This window comes from Pseudohalioglobus lutimaris (genome assembly GCF_002866825.1).
Lineage (GTDB): Bacteria > Pseudomonadota > Gammaproteobacteria > Pseudomonadales > Halieaceae > Halioglobus > Halioglobus lutimaris.
Genome location: NZ_PKUS01000013.1, coordinates 62,103 through 80,385, shown reverse-complemented (window position 1 = coordinate 80,385; position 18,283 = coordinate 62,103). Strand labels below are relative to the sequence as shown.

Genomic DNA, 18,283 nt, shown 5'->3' with positions numbered 1-18,283 from the left:
CCATGCCCCTGCTAAAACTCGATAAAGCCAGCCTGCACTTCGGTACTCATGTGCTGCTGGACGAGGTCAACCTGACGATCACCCGCGGCGACAAACTGGGCCTGCTGGGGCGCAACGGCGCCGGCAAAACCACCCTGCTTAAAATCCTCGCCGGCGAGACCGCACTGGACTCCGGAGAGCGCTGGCTGCGCCCCGGCACGCGCCTGGCGAGGCTGGAGCAGACCCTGCCCGAGGCTGACGAGCTCACTGTCTACGATGTGGTAGCCGGCGGCCTGGAAGAAGCAGGCGCACTGCTGGCTGAATATCATCACCTGATACAGGGTGAGGATATGGATGCACTGGCACGGGTTCAGCAGCAACTGGAGGCCGTAGATGGCTGGAGCCTGCAACAACGGGTGGAGACCACACTGAGCCAACTGCAGTTGCCGGCTGATGCCAGCATGGGCGAGCTATCGGGCGGCTGGCGCCGGCGAGTCGCTCTGGCCAGGGCGCTGGTCAGCCAACCGGATATCCTGCTGCTGGACGAACCCACCAACCACCTGGATATTCCCGCCATCGCCTGGCTGGAGGAACAGCTGCGCAACTTCCGCGGCTGCCTGATCCTGATCACCCACGACCGCCGTTTCCTGCAGAACGTGGTGAACTGCATCGCCGAACTGGACCGTGGCCACCTCACTCTGTGGCGCGGCGACTACCGTGGTTTCCTGCGCCATCGGGAGCAGGAACTCGAGGCGGAAGAGCGCGCCAATGCCTTGTTCGATAAAAAACTTGCGCAGGAAGAGGTGTGGATCAGGCAGGGTATCAAAGCCCGACGCACCCGCAACGAAGGCAGGGTGCGCGCCCTCAAGGCCATGCGCAATGAACGCAGCGAGAGACGCGAGCGCCAGGGTCGCGCTGACTTCGGCGTTGAGGAAGCCTCACGCTCGGGCAAGATCGTTGCCGAACTGGAGCACATCACCCACGCCTTTGGTGACAAGGTTGTGCTCAAGGACTTCAGCACTATCGTGCAGCGCGGCGACCGCATAGGCATCGTCGGCCCCAACGGTGCGGGAAAATCCACGCTGGTAAAAGTCCTGCTGGGACAGCTCAAGCCAGACCAGGGCAGCGTCAAGCTGGGTAGCAAGCTTGAAATTGCCTACTCCGACCAGTTGCGCGGACACCTGGATCCGGAGAAAAACCTGATCGACAATGTCTGTGGCGGCCGTGATTTTATCGACATAGGCGGCAAGCAACGCCATGCGATTTCCTATCTGGGTGACTTCCTGTTTTCTCCGGAGCGCGTGCGCACCCCGGTGAAGGCGCTGTCCGGTGGCGAGCAGAACCGCGCCGTGCTCGCCCGCCTGTTCAGCAAGCCTGCCAACCTGCTGGTACTGGACGAACCGACCAACGACCTGGACATCGAGACCCTGGAGCTGCTGGAGGAGATCCTGCTCAACTTCGAGGGCACGGTGCTACTGGTCAGCCACGACCGTGAATTCATGGACAACGTGGTCACCAGTCTGCTGATTCTCAAGGGCGACGGGCGCGTTGAAGAACAGGCCGGCGGCTACAGTGACTGGGAAGCGCGCGGAGGCAGGCTGGACGATACGGCCACGGCAAAGGCCAGCATCGCTGAACCGGCGCCGAGCACTCCCCAACCGGCTGCAACCAGGGCGAAGCAGCGCAAACTGTCTTACAAGGACCAGCGCGAGCTGGACGCGTTGCCAGAGAAGATCGACCAGTTGGAAACCCGGCAGCAGGCCCTTGAGGCGCAGGTCGCTGAACCGGCGTTTTACCAGGGTGAGCATACACACGTAGAGAAAGTGCTGGCGGAGCTGGGCACGGTGCAACAAGAGCTGGAAACTGCTTTTGAGCGCTGGTCTGAGCTTGAGGGTTGAGGGTTGAGGGTAGAGGGATAAGAGTCGTTTTTGATTGAGCAGGCCGAGCTGCGTTAACCCAGGGGCCCGCTGCAGCGCCCACACGCTTCGCCGAATTTTCGAGCCGCTGCGGAACTCCGCAAGGGTTGCTGGGCGCAACCCTTAACCGCCTCAGACAGTCCTCGCGGAAAGGCCCTCGAAAACACGGCTGCGCAAAAAGCCGTGGGCTGATTGCTGCCGTGGGCCCCTGGGTTAACGCAGCTCTCCTTCATCAGGCAGCGGCCAAAAGCAATTCTCTGGAGCTCTGGTTGACCAGCGTATAGAGCAAGGCACCAGGGTTATCACGCTGCTTCTGGCAACAAGAAACCCGACCGAGGCCCGATGCCGCAGGCAGGTCTCGAAAACAGTCAGGCCATCGCGTTTAGCGAAGTCCTCTTTTCGGGAGCCTTCCGCGAGGACTGCCTGAGGCGCTGAAAGGTTGCGCCCAGCAACCTTTGCCGAGTTCCGCAGCGGCCCGAAAAGAGGGCGTAGCGTATGGCCGTTTTCGAGGCCTGCCTGCGGCATCGGGCCGCCCACCGCGTTCAAACTCCGGAAAAACCAGACCTGCATCAAAACCCGGGCAGACTACAAAACCGCCGCCACTGACTCGGCCAGGTAATCGATATTGCCGGCGTTTACTCCGGCCACATTGATGCGCGAGGAATCGAGCATGTACACCGCGTAGTCCTCGCGCAACCTGCTCGCCTGTTCCGCTGACAAGCCCAGGAACGAGAACATGCCCTTCTCTTTTTCGATAAAGGCAAAATCGCGACCGCTGGCCGCTTCCAGCTTTGTGCGCAGGTCACTGCGCAGGCCGTTGATGCGCGCGCACATCTCCATCAGCTCCACGCGCCAGGTCCGGTCCAGCTTGCTATCGGAAAGGATTTTCCCGGCGATCAGTGCGCCGTGCGCAGGCGGCATTGAATAGATCCGGCGAGCTGCCACCAGCGCCTGGCTGACCAGTGCTTCGGCGTTTTCCTGGTCGCGGCAAACAAACATCGCGGCGCCCGTGCGCTCGCGATACAGCCCCATGTTCTTGGAACAGGACGCAGCAACAATCAGCTCGGGCAAACGTTCAGCGAGCAGGCGCAAGCCGGCCGCATCTTCATCCAGTCCATCTCCGAGACCCTGGTAGGCAATATCGATGAAGGGCAGGAAACCCTGGGCCTCGGCCATGTCTGCCACAACGGCCCACTGCGCCAGAGAGAGGTCTGCGCCACAAGGGTTGTGACAGCAGCCGTGCAGCAATACCACGTCACCCGCGCCAGCAGATTTCAGGTCTTCAACCATGCCCTGGAAGTTGACCCCATGAGTGGCCGGGTCGTAATAGCGGTAGTTGGAGAACTGCAGACCAACACTGCCCAGCAGTGGCAGGTGTACCGGCCAGGTCGGGTCGCTCACCCAGACGGTTGCGCCCGGTGTTGCGGCATGAATAATCTCTGCGCCAATACGCAGCGCACCGCAGCCACCCGGCGCCTGCACGCTGCTTACCCTTGCGCCCAGCAGGGCCGGGTGTTCCGCACCCAATAACAGTTTCTGCATGCCGCTGTTGAACGCATCCACGCCTGCCGGCGGCAGGTAGGCTTTGGTGATTTCATCCGTTGCCAGCATCGCCTGGGCTTCACGCACCGCGTCAAAGACCGGGCAAACCCCGGTCTCATCCATGTAAATCCCCACCGTGAGATCTACCTTGGCGGCTCGGGTGTCGGCACGCGCCATGGCGGCCAGCCCGAGGATGGGATCAGCGGGGAGTCGTTGCAGTTGGTCGAGCATCATGAAGCGGTATCCTTGCAATCAGATTTCGGCGAGCAACTCGGTGAGAAATTGCCAGAAGGGTTCAACAGTATTAATTTGCAGGCGCTCGCTGGGCGAATGCGCACCGCGAATGGTCGGCCCGAAAGAAAGCACGTCCACATTCGGTAACTTGCTTTTGAGTATACCGCACTCCAATCCCGCATGGATGGCCTTCACCGCAGGACGGTGACCGAACAGTTTTTCGTGCAGCACGCAACCGCGTTCCAGCAGCGGGCTGCTGAAGTCAGGCTGCCAGCCGGGGTAACCAAACTCCGGGGTGACCTCCAGGTCGAAGGCGCGGGCCAGGGCCAGCACCGCGTGCTGCAACGGCCGCGACTGGGCCTCATCGAAGAAGCGGTAACTGGATTCAAGGAAAAGATCACCGCACTGCAGGCGCAGCACTGCCAGGTTGATACTCAGGTCTACCAGGTCGGCAGGCTGCTGCAGGCTGTATGCCTGTGCGCCATGCGGCCAGGCGGCAATAAGGTCCAGCACGCGCAAGCTATCCACCTCATCCAGCGCACGCTCCAATACCGCGGTCTCCAGTGATAACTCGATGCCGGCGTCTGCGCCAGGTACGTAAGCCAACCACTGCTGGCGCAGTGCCTCCAGCTTTTCTGCCAGCAGCTCGCCGGTACCAGCAGGGACTGCAAATTCAACCACCCCTTCCCGTGGAATCACGTTATGTGCCACGCCGGCGTCGACGCTGGCCAGACGCAACCCGGGAACGTCACGCAGGCACTCGCCCAGTAACTTGATGGCGTTGCTGAGCTGCTCATGTATCTGCACACCGGAATGACCGCCGGCAAGGCCGCGCAGGGTGAGCCGCCAACAGGCAAGCTCGGCAGCCACAGGATCCTCCGAGAAGCTGCGGGCGAAATGCCAGCCGCCGCCACCGGCGCAGCCGATATACAGCTCGTTCCAGTCCTCGGTATCGAGGTTGAGCATCAACGTGCCGCTGAGCAGGGACGCATCCAGGTACAGTGCACCGCCCAGACCGGTTTCTTCATCAACTGTGAACAGCAACTCCAGCGGCGGATGGACAACATCCGGGTCAGTCATGAGCGCGATAGCGGCAGCGCAGCCCAGGCCGTTGTCTGCACCCAGGGTGGTGCGATCCGCACTGAGCCAGCCATCTTCGATCCGCAGCTGCAGTGGATCAGTTGTGAAGTCGTGCGCGCGGTCCGCGGTTTTCACCGTCACCATATCCAGGTGGTTCTGGATAATCACCGTGGGCCGGTCCTCCCTGCCGGCACTGCCGGGCACGCGAATCACCAGATTGCCGGCTTCATCCTGCCGGTGCGAATAACCTGCCTTGTCGGCGAGGTCGACCAGGTATTGGCGGACAGCCGCCTCTTGCCCGGAAGGTCGTGGAATACGCGTGAACTGATAGAAGTGCGACCACAAGTGGGCCGGCTCGAGGGGGTAGTTCGCAGGTTTCATGGGAGTCCGAAATAGCACATGGCGAGACGGCGCATTATAGCCCGCTGGGTATTTTTCACACAAATTGCGCGCAATTTTTACGCCCAATCGTAGTCCTACCTTCATACACTTCAGCTAAAGCAACTATTTTTCAGCAGGATCATAGGGTTATGAAAAGAAGAGACGAAGGTAAGACGAGCCTGGTGGAGTTTCTCTCCAGCATCAAATTCGCCCGCCGCGATAAGCAAGGCAAGAAACAGCAAAGCAACAACCGCTTTGCTCGCTTCGACCAGCGCGCGCCGGTTTCACAGCCGCTGGCGATGGAAGATTCCTACCTGATTCGCAGCGCCAACTAGAGAACTCACCCGCGGGCAAGCTCACGCCCGCGACTAGTTGACCACCCTCGCCAGTGCAGAAATACGCTCGCTGGCACAGACAGCCCAGCGCCGCTCCGGCGCCACCAGGTGGTTGCCGATCACCGCAAACACGATGGGGTTGAACGGAAACCCCACGTGGCTCGCCAGCACTGCCATATTGGTCACGTATGCCGGATCGCCCTCACAGCGGGCTATACCCTTGCCGACAATACCGTCCGATTCGCTGAACAATGTGAGTATCGGCACCTGTAGCTCTCCACCACTGTAGGTGTAATCAACCCAGTGACGCAGGGATTCCTCGGACTCATTCCCGGCGCTCTCGTTCATACGAGCCATCACGCTGTAGAGCGCCGTGCCTCGCGGATCGCCGAAGGGTGTGCCCAGCGTAATTACCTGCCGAATCCACTGCGGGTAGCGGTGCGCCAGGGCCACCGAATACAGCCCCCCCAGACTCCAGCCAATAAGGGTCACTTTGCGCCCGGAAGACAGGTATTCACGCTCCACCCGCTCGGCGATCTGTTCTTCCAGCGCGGCGCGGTGGCGCATGAACTGTTGCATATTCTGCGCACGGGCATCGCTGGCATTGCGGCCAAGGCCCCAGGGCACCGCATGGTAACCCCGCTGGCGAAGGAATCTGCGCAGCAACGCGGTCGAACCATCTGCGCCCATAAACCCCGGAATCGTCATAATGGTATGGCCGTCCCCCTCAGGCAGTGTCCGGAACAGGCGCTTGCACAACAGACTGGCGCCCGCCTCCAGGGCGACTCGACCCAGCTCACCTACACTGTGGCGCAAACGGGGAGGTCGAATATCGGCGACAAAGTAACTGCGGGTTGTGCTCATCGGGATTCCTCAGGCTCTCGCGTATCCACTCCATTGTGCGGGGTTTTACCCTGCAGCAACAGACCGGGCAGCAGCAAGCGGTTCAACTTTTCATGCTAGAATTCCGCCCTTCCACAAGGCCTGCTATTCCCCGGACAACCAGATGAGCTTCCCCCAATGAGCGAACCTCGAGACACACTGTACGCCGACCCACTGGGCGAAACAGGCTTATTCACCTTCGACGATCAAGTGGCCCGCGTATTCCCCGACATGATCAAGCGCTCGGTCCCTGGATACACGACTATCATCGCCATGACCGGTCTGCTCGCCCAGCGCTACGCTACACCCGGCAGCAATCTCTACGACCTGGGCTGTTCGCTGGGCGCATCCACCCTGGCGATGCGGCAGAACTTACGCGAACCCGGGTGTCGCATCATCGGCGTGGACAACTCACCGGCCATGCTTGAGCGCTGCCGCAACATCGTTGACACGGATACACACGAAACGGCAGTGGACCTGGTTTGCGCTGACCTTGAAAACGTTGCCATTGAAAACGCATCCGTAGTGGTACTCAATTTCACCCTGCAGTTTGTGCCGTTGGCCATACGCGATGACGTTATTGCACGCATCTATCGCGGTCTGCGTCCCGGCGGCATCATGGTACTGTCTGAGAAAGTCACCTTTGAAGACCCGCATCTGGACGCGCTCAACATAGACCTGCACCATCAATTCAAACGAGCCAATGGCTACAGTGAACTGGAGGTCGCGCAGAAGCGTGCCGCCATCGAGCATGTGCTGCTGCCAGAAACACTGGCCACGCACAAGCAACGCATGGCCAGCGCTGGCTTCCAGGCAGCAGACGTCTGGTTCCAGTGCTTCAATTTTGCATCCCTGGTCGCGCTCAAGTAATGGACTACGCGCAATTACTGCAGCGCTGGCAGGGCGGCGACCTCGATCGCTGGGTCCAATTACTACCCGCACAGCTTGAACAGGGGCTGTCTCACCAGCGCTATGGTGACCTCGCCCGCTGGCTGCAGGCACTGGCAGACCTGCCGGATATCCCGGTTGAGCGCATCGACCTGAATACATCCAGGGTGGGGGCCTGCAGCGCAATCACGCCGTCTGACTCTACCCTGCAGACACTGCGGGAAGCCCTTATGGGGCTGCATCCCTGGCGCAAGGGCCCCTATGAATTGTTTGGCCAGCTCATCGACACCGAGTGGCGCTCCGACTGGAAGTGGGACCGGTTGGCGCCGGGACTGGACAACCTGCAGGACAGGCGTGTGCTGGATGTGGGCTGCGGCAGCGGCTACCACTGCTGGCGCATGCGCGGCGCGGGCGCCGCGGAAGTGATAGGGATTGACCCCACCCCGCTTTTTGTCGTGCAGTTCTGGGCACTGCAAAAATACCTGCAACAGTCTGCAGTCTGGGTGCTACCGGCGGGGATCGAGCAGGTACCCGCAAAGCTTCACGCCTTCGATACCGTGTTTTCCATGGGCGTCCTGTATCACCGCCGCTCGCCGATAGACCACCTGCAGGAGCTGCGCGACTGTCTGCGGCCGGGGGGACAACTGGTGCTGGAGACCCTGGTTATTGAGGGTGCGGCGGGGCAGGTTCTGGTGCCGGAGGGGCGCTACGCGCGCATGGGCAATGTCTGGTTCCTGCCCAGCTGTGACACCCTGTTGGGCTGGCTACGAAAACTGGGGCTGCGCGATGCAAAGGTGATTGATGTGGGCTATACCAGCACCGAGGAGCAGCGCGCTACCGACTGGATGCGCTTTCACTCACTGGCGAACTTTCTTGACCCGGATGACACGAGCAAAACCATCGAGGGCTATCCGGCCCCGCGCCGGGCTGTGATCACGGCGCACGCGCCAGGCAGATGGACGCAGCGCGAAGAACAGTCTTCCTAGAAACGATCTTTCACTGTCATCAACAACTGTACGCTGTCCACGTCATCGTCCTTATTGAACGGGAAGGCCAGATCAATGTGGATCACACTGCCTTTTTCCGCGCGACTGGAATTGAGCCGTATACCGATGCCCGCGTTGGACAACACACCCCCGTTAGAGCCGTTGTCCTCGCCCTCAAACCAGGCCCTGCCCACATCAAAAAACACAGCGTAGCCAACGCGCAGCAGACGGAAGGGGTGCCAGTCCGAGTAGTAGCGCTGTTCAATATTGAACACCACCGAGCGATCACCCACCTGGTAGTTCCGGTCATAGCCACGCAATCCGTTCTGCCCTCCCAGAGTAAGCTGCCGGTCCCGGGTAAGCCCGTCCGTGTAGTCCAGGCGAATCCCGGAGAACACAGACCACTTGGGACTCTGGCGCCAGAAGTAGCGACTGTTCACCGTCCACCACAGATTCTCGAAGTCCGTATCATCGACCGACAGGAAGCCGGTGATCTCGCTGTCCATCAACCACAGGTCCCGCTCGCTCACGCGCAGTGTATTACCATAGCGCCCGGAGAAGTGGACCTGGTCACGCGTGGCCCCGAATGTCTCCGCAGAATAGCCCAGGTTCCACTGGTAATGCTCACCAACGTACAGATCCTCGGTCCGGCCCAGGTAATTGAGGTTATGCGCCTCCATGTACTCGTCCTCAATGGACTGGTAGCCGACAAAGGGGAAGCTGTATTCCCGGTCTTCGGGGAGCTCGTCCGGCGGGATATCGGAATCGGAGAACGCGAACTCATTGTCTTCGTAATGGTAACCCAGCAGCCAGCGGCCCACTTGCTTTTCCAGTTCCCGCTCGGTGGCGACACCACCGTGCACGCGAACCGACCGCTGCTGGTGGTTAAACTCTTCTACCTCGTCACCGCGAAACCAGATATTCTCCTCCAACTCCCAGTCTTCCAGGCGTACACCCGCCGACCAGCGTTCGTAGACCGAGAAAAACGGCCGGTTCAGGCGAAAACGCCGGTCGTGACCGTCGTCATTGTCCGTCAGCGATAAGCGCATACGCCAGCGACTGCCGGCCAGGGCGGGATCTTCGTAAATAACCGTCGTGCCTGAGCGTTCTTCATCACTGTCATAGCGCAGGGCCACCTGCTTGCCGGTACCCAGGAAGTTAGTGTCTCGAAAACCCAGCGCATAGTCATTTTCCCCACCGCTGCGACTGAACGACACGGTGGGGGTAAAGGTCCAGATGTCCCGGGTAATCACTTCCAGGTCCACCTGGTCGCCGCAGCGCCGCCATGGGCGCACCCGGGCATCGTAAATGAACTTCAGGTCGCGCAGGATGCGCTCGGACTCCTGCACCAGCGTGGCAAGGTAGTAGTCGCCCTCCCGGAAGAGCAACTGTTCGCGCACGACCCAATCACGGGTGAGGCTGTGAAAGTCATTGGCCCAGCGATAAATCCCCCTGTTTTCACGGGCATCCTCGGTGTCAAACACCCGGTAGCGGGTGACGCGGATACTGGCGACAAACGTGCCGTCAGGGATGGATTCGGCAAAGCTGCGGTGCTCCGGCGAATTCTCGAAACGAAAACTGGCCGAGGGGTCCTGAAGCTGCACTTGTGTACAGCTCTCCCCTTCTGCACCTACGCCCTTGCCCGGCACCCACATTAGCAGGCTGCACAACAGCAAACGGCAAACCTTTATCGTTATCCCCATACGAGCACGATATCCCTGTTGAGAGATACTGACAATCCTCTGCCTGTACTCCTCACGCTGTGAGAGCTAAACTTGGCCTTCTTCTATATCGCCTCAAAACGGCAGCAATTAACAGGAATTTCTGTTCTTTACTGCTAATTGTAAGGAGCTCTCCTTGTCTTCCCCATTACAGCAGCAGATAGCATCGCTGCGGCAACCCAAACAACAGGACATGCTGCGCAACATCGGCCGCGGTATCGAGAAGGAAAGCCTCAGGGTCAACCCCCAGGGGTTCGCGGCACAAACGCCGCATCCGCCCGCACTGGGCTCAGCACTGATGCATAGCAGCATTACTACAGACTATTCCGAAGCACTGATGGAATTCATCACTCCGGTGAGCACCAGTATTGAAGAGAGCCTGCAGACCCTGGAGGACATTCATCGCTTCGTATACAGCCAGCTTGGGGATGAGATCCTCTGGAGCACCTCCATGCCCTGCCAACTGGGCGATGACAAGGACATCCCCGTGGCGCAGTACGGCAGCTCCAACGTGGCCCGGATGAAAACAGTCTATCGCTACGGCCTGGGCCACCGCTATGGCCGGGTAATGCAAACCATCGCCGGCATCCACTACAACTTTTCCATGCCCCAGGCTTACTGGGAGGACGCCTGGGGCAGCGCCGGAAAACCGGGCGACCTGCAGGACTACATCAGCGAGCGCTACCTTGGGCTAATCCGCAATTTCCGGCGCTACTCCTGGCTGCTGATCTACCTGTTCGGCGCCTCCCCTGCGGTCTGCGGGAGCTTCCTGCGCCATCGCGAAAACCATGGCTTGCAACCCTTCGGTGACGGCCACAGTCTGCACCTGCCCTATGGCACTGCCTTGCGCATGGGGGACCTGGGTTACAACAGCGACGCGCAGAAGGACCTGCGTATTTGCTACAACTCCCTGCCCAACTATGTGGAGACGCTGCGTCAGGCCATCATGCAACCCCATCCTGGCTACAGTCGCTTCAGTTGCGGCGCCGGAGGCGACTACCAGCAACTCAACGACAGTCTGCTGCAGATCGAGAACGAGTTTTACAGCCCCATTCGCCCGAAGCGGGTCACCCGTTCCGGTGAGACCCCGTTGCACGCGCTCACCGAGCGAGGCATTGAGTACATAGAGGTACGCTGTGTCGATGTGAGCCCCTTTACACCGCTGGGTCTTGATGCGCAGGAAATCCGTTTTCTTGATACCTTCCTGCTGTTCTGCCTGCTGAAGGACAGTCCACCCTGCGACGACGCAGAGCAGGACGGCATGGCGAGCAACATGGAGGCCGTGGTCAACCGGGGTCGCGAACCGGGTCTGCTGCTGCAAACCTGGGACGGTGAGCGCTCGCTGGCCGACTGGGGCAGGGACCTGCTGGAGAGCATGCGGGATATCGCCGAGGCACTGAATACGGCGCATGACAGCCGCGGCTACACAGAATCCCTGCGTGAACAACTGGCCAAGGTCGCCGACCCTGAGCTGACGCCATCTGCCCGGGTGTTACGCGAGATGCGTGAAGGAAGTCTTCCCTTTTTCCGCATGGCCCTGGGCTACAGCCAGCGCTGGGCTGAGCATTTTCGCGAGCACCCGCTGTCACCACAGAAGATCGCCGCATTTGAAGAACAGACCCGCAACTCGCTGCAGGCACAGGCCGAGCTCGAAGCGGAGCAGGAGATAAGCTTCGAGCAATACCTGGCGAATTTCTACCAACAATATGCGACGCTGCCCAGGCCTTGAACTTCCTCGCCCACTTTCACCTGGCCTGGCCCGAAGAGGGCCTGGTAGTCGGTGCACTGGAGGGCGATTTTCGCAAGGGCTGGCTGCGCGGGGAGCTGCCGGGCAATATTGAGCGCGGCGTGGCCCTGCACCGGGCAATCGATGCCTACACCGACTCGCACCCCCTGATGGCGGAACTGCGCAGAGAATTCCCGCAGGCAATGCGCCGTTACGCCGGAATTCTCATCGACCTCAGCTTTGACCACTACCTGAGTTTGCACTGGGATAAGTTCAGCGATTTGCCACTGGCCAACTTCATCCCGATCGTTTATCACCAACTGGAACAGAACAGCCACCATCTCAGTGGCAGTGCTGAGCATATGCGCAAGCGTATGCTGCAACATGATATTCTTGGCAGGTACAACGACTGGGAAACAGTCCCGGCAAGTGCAACGCGCATCGGTGAGCGTTTTCGTCGCGGCAACCCCTTCGAGGATGTCCGTGCAGACATTGACCCCGTAAGAAACAAGCTGGAGCAGGCCTTCCTCGAGTTTTACCCCGAGTTGCAGTCCTGGGCGGCAACCACCCGGCAACGGCTGAACTAAACCTCTGTAGACGTATCCAACGAAGCGCTCGCCGTGTTGCATCCGGCGAGAAAAGCACCTAACGTGACGGCTGAAAATCAAGGAACAGGATTCATGTTGCAATCATTGACCCCCAGGATGGTATTTATCGGCCTGACACTTCTGGCAATCATCTCCATGGCGTTCGCCATGGGCTACCTGGAGCGCCAACTCAACCTCGCCGCCTGCCCCCTGTGCATGACCCAGCGCGCCTTTGTGGTGGCCTGGGGCCTGATTGCACTGATCGCCGTCATCCATAATCCGCGGGCGATCGGCAACCGCATTTACGCCTGGCTTTGCGCAGCAAGTGCCCTGGGCGGCGCCGCCATTGCCGGCCGGCACGTCTGGCTGCAGCACCTGCCTCCGGAGCAGGTCCCGGCCTGCGGACCCAGCCTGGGGTATATGCTGGAGACACTGCCCTTCACTGAGACGCTCTCGATTGTCATGATGGGTGACGGCAACTGCGCAGAAACCATGTGGACATTCATGGGCTTGTCCATACCCGAGCAAACCCTGATCCTGTTCGTCATCACCGCAGGCATCTGCCTGTGGCAAGCCTTCCGCCATTATCCCCAGGATGCCCGCAATGCCGCATAGAAGCCCCCAGCAACAGTTCGAAGCCGTAGAACAGCTACTCACTCGCTGGCTCCGGGAGCGCAGGGAACTGCTTGGCAAATACACCGAGATCGTTGTCGGCATGGACGGATTGCTGGACGCCGAAGGACTGCAACGGCGCCAGCATGTGCTCTGCCAGTTACTGGTGGACTATATCTCAGCGGGGCATTTCGAGGTCTACCACGAACTACTGGAGGAGGCGGAGAGCTTTGGAGATGGCAGCAATAGCCTCGCAGAGAAGGTCATGCCAGCCATTGGCGACACCACAGAAGTGATCCTCGCCTATGAAGAAAAATACAGCGACAGCGCCAGTGAGAACGGGAAGCTGAAGCGGGATCTCTCGGCCCTGGGGGAAGTGCTGGAATCGCGCTTCCAGTTGGAAGACCAGCTTATCGCCGGCCTGCATAACAGTCACCGGCGCCAGCGTAGCTGACACCGGTGGCTCCAGTTACTCTGCCGCGGCAGCTTCTTCGGTCTGGCTGGGGATGCTGATCAGCTCCACCTCAAAGATCAGCGCGGAATTCGGGCCAATCATCTGGCCAGCACCACCGGCGCCATAACCCAGCTCCGGGGGAATCGCCAGCTGGTACTTTGAACCGACATTCATCAGCTGCAGAGCTTCAGTCCATCCGGGAATTACCTGGCCAACGCCAAAGGTCACGGTCTCGCCACGCGCATAGGATGAGTCAAACTCAGTACCGTCGACCAGAGTACCTAGATAATGCACTTCCACGGTATCCTCAGGGCCGGGGCTGGCGCCTTCGCCCGCTTCAAGAATCTCGTACTGCAAACCGGTCTCGGTAACCATTACACCTTCGCGTGCCTTGTTCTCTTCGAGAAAGGCGGTGGCCGCAGCCAGATTCGCCTCTGACATCCTTGCCTGTGTTTCCTGCTGCTCGGCAACCATCTTTTCCTGGTAGGCCTGCATCTCAGCGGCAATCTCCTCCTCCGTCATCTTGCCTTCGCCGCCACCAGCGCCATCACGGTAGCCCGCGACAAAAGCATCTACGTCCATTGGCATGCCGTCCTGGGCCATGCGCTGACCCAGCCCGAAAGCAATACCGTAGCTGAGACGCTGTTCGGAGCTTTCCAGGCTGACGGCAGCCGGGGCCGCCGGGGCCGCTGCACTATCGGTGCTGGCGGTCTGTTCGTTACAGGCTTGCAGGCTGAACATTCCAACCACTGCAAGCGGCAATACGTACTTCTTCATAGCGTCATTCCATCTTTAAAAACTGTATTAGGCAGCCGAAGTGCCCTGCTGAAACTGCCACCGCTTTCCTTTTTTACAGCGGGCTCCGGCTTGATTGCCCGGGCATAGCTGACTGGTAGCGAAGGAGTGCGGAGCGCAGTGGACCCGCAGTGTACTACCGGGCCCAGCCGGTTGCCACCCCTCACCAACCGGTGTCCGGCGCTGGTGAAAAGCCAACCCCGCGCGTAGAATCCGCCGCCATATGATCATACTGCGCGACATCGAACTGCGTCGCGGCAGCAAGCTGCTGCTGCAAGACGCAAACGTTACCATCCAGCCTGGACAGAACCTGGCATTGATCGGTGCCAATGGCAGCGGCAAATCCACGCTCTTCGCCCTGTTACTGGGGGAGCTGGGTGCCGATCACGGCGAAATCCAGGGCATGAGCAACCTGCGCCTGTCGCATATGGCCCAGGAAGTCCATGCAACCAAGCTGCCGGCGGGGGAATACGTCTGGCGCGGGGATCACCGGCTGGCGCAACTGATGGACAGGCTGCACGAACTGGAGTCCCGCGGCGACTACGCTGCCGCCGCGCCACTGCACTCGGAGCTGGACGCCATAGACGGTTATAGCGCCGCGCGCCGCGCCGAGGTACTGCTGCAGGGCCTGGGCTTTGCCGACGACGCCCCGGGCCGCGCGGTCAGCGACTTCTCAGGCGGTTGGCGCATCCGTCTCAACCTGGCGCGCGCGCTGATGACGCCGTCGGACATTCTCCTCCTCGACGAACCCACCAACCACCTGGACCTGGATGCGACCCTGTGGCTGCAGCAATGGCTGCAACAGTACCCCGGCACCCTGTTGATGATCTCTCACGACCGGGATTTCATCGACGCCACCTGCGAGCGCATTCTGCACATTGAGCAACAGCAACTGCGCAGCTACAAGGGCAACTACTCCCAGTTCGAGGCGCAGCGTGCGGAGCGACTGGCCAACCAGCAGGCCAGCTTCGAGAAACAGCAACGCCGCATTGCCGAGATTGATGACTTCGTGCGCCGCTTCCGCTACAAGGCGACCAAGGCGAAACAGGCCCAGAGCAGGCTCAAGGAGCTGGAACGCATGCAAGCCATCGCGCCGGCCCACATCGATTCACCCTTTGATTTCAGTTTCCCGCCTGCTGACAAAACCAGCGACCCCCTGCTGCGACTGGACGAGGCAGTGCTGGGCTATGCGGACATCCCCGTACTGCAGGGCGTGGACCTGCAACTGCGCCCGGGAAGCCGTTACGGGTTGCTAGGACGTAACGGCGCGGGTAAATCCACCCTGCTGAAGTCACTGGTGGGGCAACTACCTTTACTGGGCGGCGACATCACCGCCGGCGAGCACTGTCACATCGGTTATTTCGACCAGCAACAACTGGAGGCGCTGGACATGGAAGCCAGCCCCGCCCTGCACATCCAGCGCCTGAGCCCTGAGGCGCGCGAGCAGGAAATTCTCAACTTCCTTGGCGGCTTCAACTTCCGCGGCGACGCGGCGACCAGCGCCGTAGCACCCTTCTCAGGCGGCGAGAAGGCGCGCCTGGCACTGGCGATGGTAGTCTGGCAACGACCCAACCTGCTGGTGCTGGATGAGCCCACCAACCACCTCGACCTGGAAATGCGTCATGCCATGGAAGTCGCCCTGCAGGCCTATGAAGGCGCACTGATACTGGTGAGTCACGACCGCCACATGCTGCGTAATACCGTAGAGGAACTGTTGCTGGTGCACGACGGCAGGGTAGATGAATACCAACAGGACCTGGAGGGCTACGAGCAATGGGTGCTGGGCAATTTCAGGACCGAAAAACCAACAGAGCAGGTGGAGTCCGACGTCGATGGGTCGCGCAAGGAGAAGCGGCAGCAGGCGGCGGCCCAGCGCGCAAAGCTGCGACCGCTGCGCAAGGGTCTGGAAAAAAACGAAACCGAAATGGCACGGGTTGAAAGCCAGTTGCAGCGGATTCAGCAGGACCTGGCCGATACTGAGCTATACCATGAGAGCCGCAAGGATGAACTGGGCGCTCTGCTGCAGCGCGAAGGCGAACTGAAGCAGCGTGCCAGCGAACTGGAAGAGGCCTGGCTGGTGCTACAGGAAGAGCTGGAAGCTGCGGGCGGCTAGCGCCGTCCACCCAGCGCTCGATAGCACCTGCTGCCCAATGCACGCAGGCTCGCGTAAGACGATATCAACGGCGACAACAAGCCATAGCGCATCCGCGAGTAAGCGGCCAGCTCCAGGGCAATCGCCTCAATACTCTCCGGGCTGAAACTGTCGTAGGCCGCGCCCGGATCCGGGTAGCTGGCGTCCAGCGCCAGGCCATAGTGTTCGCGCAGCCAGTCCAGGTCCGGCTTCATGCTGGCGACGACCTGCTCATACACGGCTGCCGGTGCGGTGTATTTACGGCCCGGTATCTTTGCCAGGCGCTGTATTTCATTGGCCTTGCGCAGCCGATTACGGGCGCCATTAACCATCACCGGCAGGCTGTGATTGAGTGCACTGATCAACAGCGCCGCCTCGTGGCTCATACTGGTATTGGATGGCGGGCGGGGACGAAACTGCTCACCCAGGTCGATACCCAGCTGGGCAAACATGGCCCGCGTCAGGCCCCGGGGGTCGGCCACGGCGGCACTGAAGTCATACACCACCAGGGAGCCAGGGCCAAAAGCTCGCTCAACCCTCTGGAACAGGGACTTGAAGCGATAGAAAGGTGGCTTTGCATACAGGTCTTCCAACACGCTGCCTATATTCAACCGTTGCTGGATTTCACTGGAAAGAGCGTGCACCGGGTGCCGCACACAGGCCAGCACAATGATTTCATCCGCGTAGCCGCTCAGCCACTGCGCCAATTCAAGCATGTCAGGGCGGTAGAAATGCGCCACACTCTCGGCGGACAGCATCAGGTTTGCCGCACCGGTCTGGGCAAACCCGCGCTCAAGGCAGGCCAGGGTCTGCTTGTTATACGCCGCCAGTTGCTCTGCTGATTCCAGCCCGCGGGCCACCAGGCGAGCACGCACATCCGCATGCGAGGAATACAGGGCGCGCAGCAGAATCGAATGATTGCCGTGGAAGTGGCGCTCATGGGGGAAGTGTGTGGGATAGAAAATGTCGTGCTTTGACTCCAGCAGCTTCGCGTTGGCGAGAATATCGCGCTGCACAGACGTCGTACCGGTCTTGCCCAGACCGATATGCAGATAGAGTTTCCTGAATCGTTTCACCGTATTATTCCGCAAAAAGCCAACGTCAGCCCGCGACCAGTGCCAGCTTCTGCGGCCGGGGCAGGCGCTTTATCGCCGCCTCACGCCGCTGCGCGCTACTGCGATCCGCGGCCGACTCTGACCAGAGCAGCGCTACCGGCCGGCGCCCCCGCGTATAACGGGCCCCCCCTACCACCTCTCCGTTGTGTTGTCGCAATCTTTTCTCCATGTCCCGTGCCACGCCCGTATACAGGCTTCCGTCGGCGCAGCGGAGAATGTACACGGTCCACACCGGGATCACCATCAGCTCAGCGCCAGCACCTCTTTGACACAGTCACTGATGCCCGCATACGCCTCGGAAACACTGCCCGCGAGCATGTAAGCGGGGGTCGTGACCAGCTTGTTGCCGACATCGACACGCGCCTCGGTCACCGGGCACTGCAGGTGCTGCGCGCCCATCGCGTCAATTGCCGCCGCCACTTCGGTGTCGTTGCCGATGGTGCACTGCGCGCCCGCGCCGCATATCGCCGCGGCCATCACCGGCGCAATGCAGATCAGTCCTATGGGCTTGTTAGCCTGGTGGAAACCGCGGGCAACGCTGAGAAAGTCGTCCTGCACTGACATCTGGTCACCGGCGACCGCAAAATCACAGAGATTCTTGGCCGCGCCGAAACCGCCCGGCACCAGCAGGGCGTCGAACTCTCCCGGATTGAGCGCGCTCAGCGCCTTGATATCACCCCTGGCAATCCGTGCTGCCTCCACCAGGGCATTGCGGGTTTCGCCTGCTACCGGCTCCCCGGTAAGGTGGTTGATTACATGCATCTGCTCGCGGTCCGGGGCAAAACACTGGTAAGTGGCGCCCTGCTGTTCAAGGCTCAACAGCGTGAGCACTGCCTCGTTAATTTCTGCCCCGTCGTACACGCCGCAACCTGAGAGGACCACTGCTACCTTTGCCATCAATTAGCTCCTGGAGAATCAC

General features: G+C 60.5%; 17 protein-coding genes. 9 read left to right on the top strand and 8 right to left on the bottom strand.

From position 1 onward, the window contains the following. Positions 1-2 precede the first annotated feature (2 nt). On the top strand, positions 3-1,877 hold the full coding sequence (locus C0039_RS12170; RefSeq protein ID WP_076000265.1) for an ATP-binding cassette domain-containing protein: 1,875 nt from the start codon (positions 3-5) through the stop codon (positions 1,875-1,877). A gap of 603 nt (positions 1,878-2,480) precedes the next feature. Here C0039_RS12170 and C0039_RS12165 read toward each other — a convergent pair. Continuing rightward, positions 2,481-3,668 carry an amino acid aminotransferase gene (locus C0039_RS12165; RefSeq protein ID WP_076002264.1) on the bottom strand — a complete coding sequence of 396 codons (1,188 nt, stop codon included), beginning with the start codon at positions 3,666-3,668 and terminating at the stop codon, positions 2,481-2,483. A 21-nt stretch (positions 3,669-3,689) separates the two neighbouring features. Then, positions 3,690-5,132 (bottom strand): beta-Ala-His dipeptidase, encoded by a 1,443-nt coding sequence (gene pepD / locus C0039_RS12160; RefSeq protein WP_101518196.1) that lies wholly within the window; start codon positions 5,130-5,132, stop codon positions 3,690-3,692. A gap of 149 nt (positions 5,133-5,281) precedes the next feature. Between pepD and C0039_RS12155 the strand changes: the two genes are divergently transcribed. Then, positions 5,282-5,467, top strand: a complete 186-nt coding sequence (locus tag C0039_RS12155) for a hypothetical protein (RefSeq protein WP_076000262.1) — start codon at positions 5,282-5,284, stop codon at positions 5,465-5,467. Between the two features lie 33 nt (positions 5,468-5,500). On the opposite strand, the gene C0039_RS12150 is transcribed toward C0039_RS12155, so the two are convergent. Beyond that, positions 5,501-6,331 carry an esterase/lipase family protein gene (locus C0039_RS12150; protein WP_076000261.1) on the bottom strand — a complete coding sequence of 277 codons (831 nt, stop codon included), beginning with the start codon at positions 6,329-6,331 and terminating at the stop codon, positions 5,501-5,503. 156 nt (positions 6,332-6,487) lie between these two features. Here C0039_RS12150 and cmoA point away from each other — a divergent pair, with 156 nt between their 5' ends. Further along, complete coding sequence (cmoA, locus tag C0039_RS12145; RefSeq protein WP_076000260.1) at positions 6,488-7,219, top strand: carboxy-S-adenosyl-L-methionine synthase CmoA; 732 nt, start codon at positions 6,488-6,490, stop codon at positions 7,217-7,219. Next, positions 7,219-8,223, top strand: a complete 1,005-nt coding sequence (gene cmoB, locus C0039_RS12140; protein WP_101518195.1) for a tRNA 5-methoxyuridine(34)/uridine 5-oxyacetic acid(34) synthase CmoB — start codon at positions 7,219-7,221, stop codon at positions 8,221-8,223. The genes cmoA and cmoB overlap by 1 nt, the downstream gene beginning before the upstream one ends. Here the strand turns inward: cmoB and C0039_RS12135 are convergent. After that, a complete protein-coding gene (locus C0039_RS12135; RefSeq protein WP_133125989.1) occupies positions 8,220-9,926 on the bottom strand; it encodes a BamA/TamA family outer membrane protein in 1,707 nt (568 codons plus the stop codon). The two genes, cmoB and C0039_RS12135, sit on opposite strands and share 4 nt — an antisense overlap. A 154-nt stretch (positions 9,927-10,080) precedes the next feature. Between C0039_RS12135 and gshA the strand changes: the two genes are divergently transcribed. The 4 genes from gshA (at position 10,081) to C0039_RS12115 (ending at position 13,323) form a co-directional block, all read left to right on the top strand. After that, positions 10,081-11,673: a glutamate--cysteine ligase gene (gene gshA / locus C0039_RS12130; RefSeq protein WP_207796433.1), complete on the top strand. Its 1,593-nt coding sequence runs from the start codon at positions 10,081-10,083 to the stop codon at positions 11,671-11,673. Beyond that, positions 11,670-12,257, top strand: a complete 588-nt coding sequence (locus C0039_RS12125) for an acyl carrier protein phosphodiesterase (RefSeq protein ID WP_101518193.1) — start codon at positions 11,670-11,672, stop codon at positions 12,255-12,257. Before gshA ends, C0039_RS12125 begins: the two co-directional genes overlap by 4 nt. 93 nt (positions 12,258-12,350) lie before the next feature. Further along, on the top strand, positions 12,351-12,872 hold the full coding sequence (locus C0039_RS12120; RefSeq protein ID WP_076000255.1) for a disulfide bond formation protein B: 522 nt from the start codon (positions 12,351-12,353) through the stop codon (positions 12,870-12,872). Next, positions 12,862-13,323: a sigma D regulator gene (locus tag C0039_RS12115; protein WP_165787116.1), complete on the top strand. Its 462-nt coding sequence runs from the start codon at positions 12,862-12,864 to the stop codon at positions 13,321-13,323. The genes C0039_RS12120 and C0039_RS12115 overlap by 11 nt, the downstream gene beginning before the upstream one ends. Before the next feature lie 15 nt (positions 13,324-13,338). On the opposite strand, the gene C0039_RS12110 is transcribed toward C0039_RS12115, so the two are convergent. Beyond that, positions 13,339-14,100: an FKBP-type peptidyl-prolyl cis-trans isomerase gene (locus tag C0039_RS12110; protein ID WP_101518191.1), complete on the bottom strand. Its 762-nt coding sequence runs from the start codon at positions 14,098-14,100 to the stop codon at positions 13,339-13,341. Positions 14,101-14,341: 241 nt separating this feature from the next. On the opposite strand from C0039_RS12110, the gene C0039_RS12105 reads away from it, so the two are divergent. Beyond that, positions 14,342-16,231, top strand: a complete 1,890-nt coding sequence (locus C0039_RS12105) for an ABC-F family ATP-binding cassette domain-containing protein (RefSeq protein WP_101518190.1) — start codon at positions 14,342-14,344, stop codon at positions 16,229-16,231. Here C0039_RS12105 and C0039_RS12100 read toward each other — a convergent pair. From C0039_RS12100 to elbB, 3 genes are read right to left on the bottom strand one after another with little or no spacing between them, the layout of a single operon-like run. Beyond that, a complete protein-coding gene (locus C0039_RS12100) occupies positions 16,228-17,325 on the bottom strand; it encodes a hypothetical protein (protein ID WP_076000251.1) in 1,098 nt (365 codons plus the stop codon). The genes C0039_RS12105 and C0039_RS12100 overlap by 4 nt on opposite strands. Positions 17,326-17,350: 25 nt before the next feature. Continuing rightward, positions 17,351-17,608 (bottom strand): GIY-YIG nuclease family protein, encoded by a 258-nt coding sequence (locus tag C0039_RS12095; protein ID WP_101518189.1) that lies wholly within the window; start codon positions 17,606-17,608, stop codon positions 17,351-17,353. Then, positions 17,608-18,261 carry an isoprenoid biosynthesis glyoxalase ElbB gene (elbB, locus tag C0039_RS12090; protein WP_101518188.1) on the bottom strand — a complete coding sequence of 218 codons (654 nt, stop codon included), beginning with the start codon at positions 18,259-18,261 and terminating at the stop codon, positions 17,608-17,610. Before elbB ends, C0039_RS12095 begins: the two co-directional genes overlap by 1 nt. Positions 18,262-18,283 lie beyond the last annotated feature (22 nt).

Excerpts from the sequence above, each read along its gene's own strand:
- C0039_RS12095 (WP_101518189.1), bottom strand. The coding sequence starts at position 17,608 with ATGGTGATCCCGGTGTGGACCGTGTACATTCTCCGCTGCGCCGACGGA.
- C0039_RS12105 (WP_101518190.1), top strand. The coding sequence starts at position 14,342 with ATGATCATACTGCGCGACATCGAACTGCGTCGCGGCAGCAAGCTGCTG.
- cmoB (WP_101518195.1), top strand. The coding sequence starts at position 7,219 with ATGGACTACGCGCAATTACTGCAGCGCTGGCAGGGCGGCGACCTCGAT.
- C0039_RS12110 (WP_101518191.1), bottom strand. The coding sequence starts at position 14,100 with ATGAAGAAGTACGTATTGCCGCTTGCAGTGGTTGGAATGTTCAGCCTG.
- C0039_RS12115 (WP_165787116.1), top strand. The coding sequence starts at position 12,862 with ATGCCGCATAGAAGCCCCCAGCAACAGTTCGAAGCCGTAGAACAGCTA.
- C0039_RS12155 (WP_076000262.1), top strand. The coding sequence starts at position 5,282 with ATGAAAAGAAGAGACGAAGGTAAGACGAGCCTGGTGGAGTTTCTCTCC.
- C0039_RS12170 (WP_076000265.1), top strand. The coding sequence starts at position 3 with ATGCCCCTGCTAAAACTCGATAAAGCCAGCCTGCACTTCGGTACTCAT.
- elbB (WP_101518188.1), bottom strand. The coding sequence starts at position 18,261 with ATGGCAAAGGTAGCAGTGGTCCTCTCAGGTTGCGGCGTGTACGACGGG.
- cmoA (WP_076000260.1), top strand. The coding sequence starts at position 6,488 with ATGAGCGAACCTCGAGACACACTGTACGCCGACCCACTGGGCGAAACA.
- C0039_RS12135 (WP_133125989.1), bottom strand. The coding sequence starts at position 9,926 with ATGGGGATAACGATAAAGGTTTGCCGTTTGCTGTTGTGCAGCCTGCTA.
- C0039_RS12165 (WP_076002264.1), bottom strand. The coding sequence starts at position 3,668 with ATGCTCGACCAACTGCAACGACTCCCCGCTGATCCCATCCTCGGGCTG.
- C0039_RS12150 (WP_076000261.1), bottom strand. The coding sequence starts at position 6,331 with ATGAGCACAACCCGCAGTTACTTTGTCGCCGATATTCGACCTCCCCGT.
- pepD (WP_101518196.1), bottom strand. The coding sequence starts at position 5,132 with ATGAAACCTGCGAACTACCCCCTCGAGCCGGCCCACTTGTGGTCGCAC.
- C0039_RS12120 (WP_076000255.1), top strand. The coding sequence starts at position 12,351 with ATGTTGCAATCATTGACCCCCAGGATGGTATTTATCGGCCTGACACTT.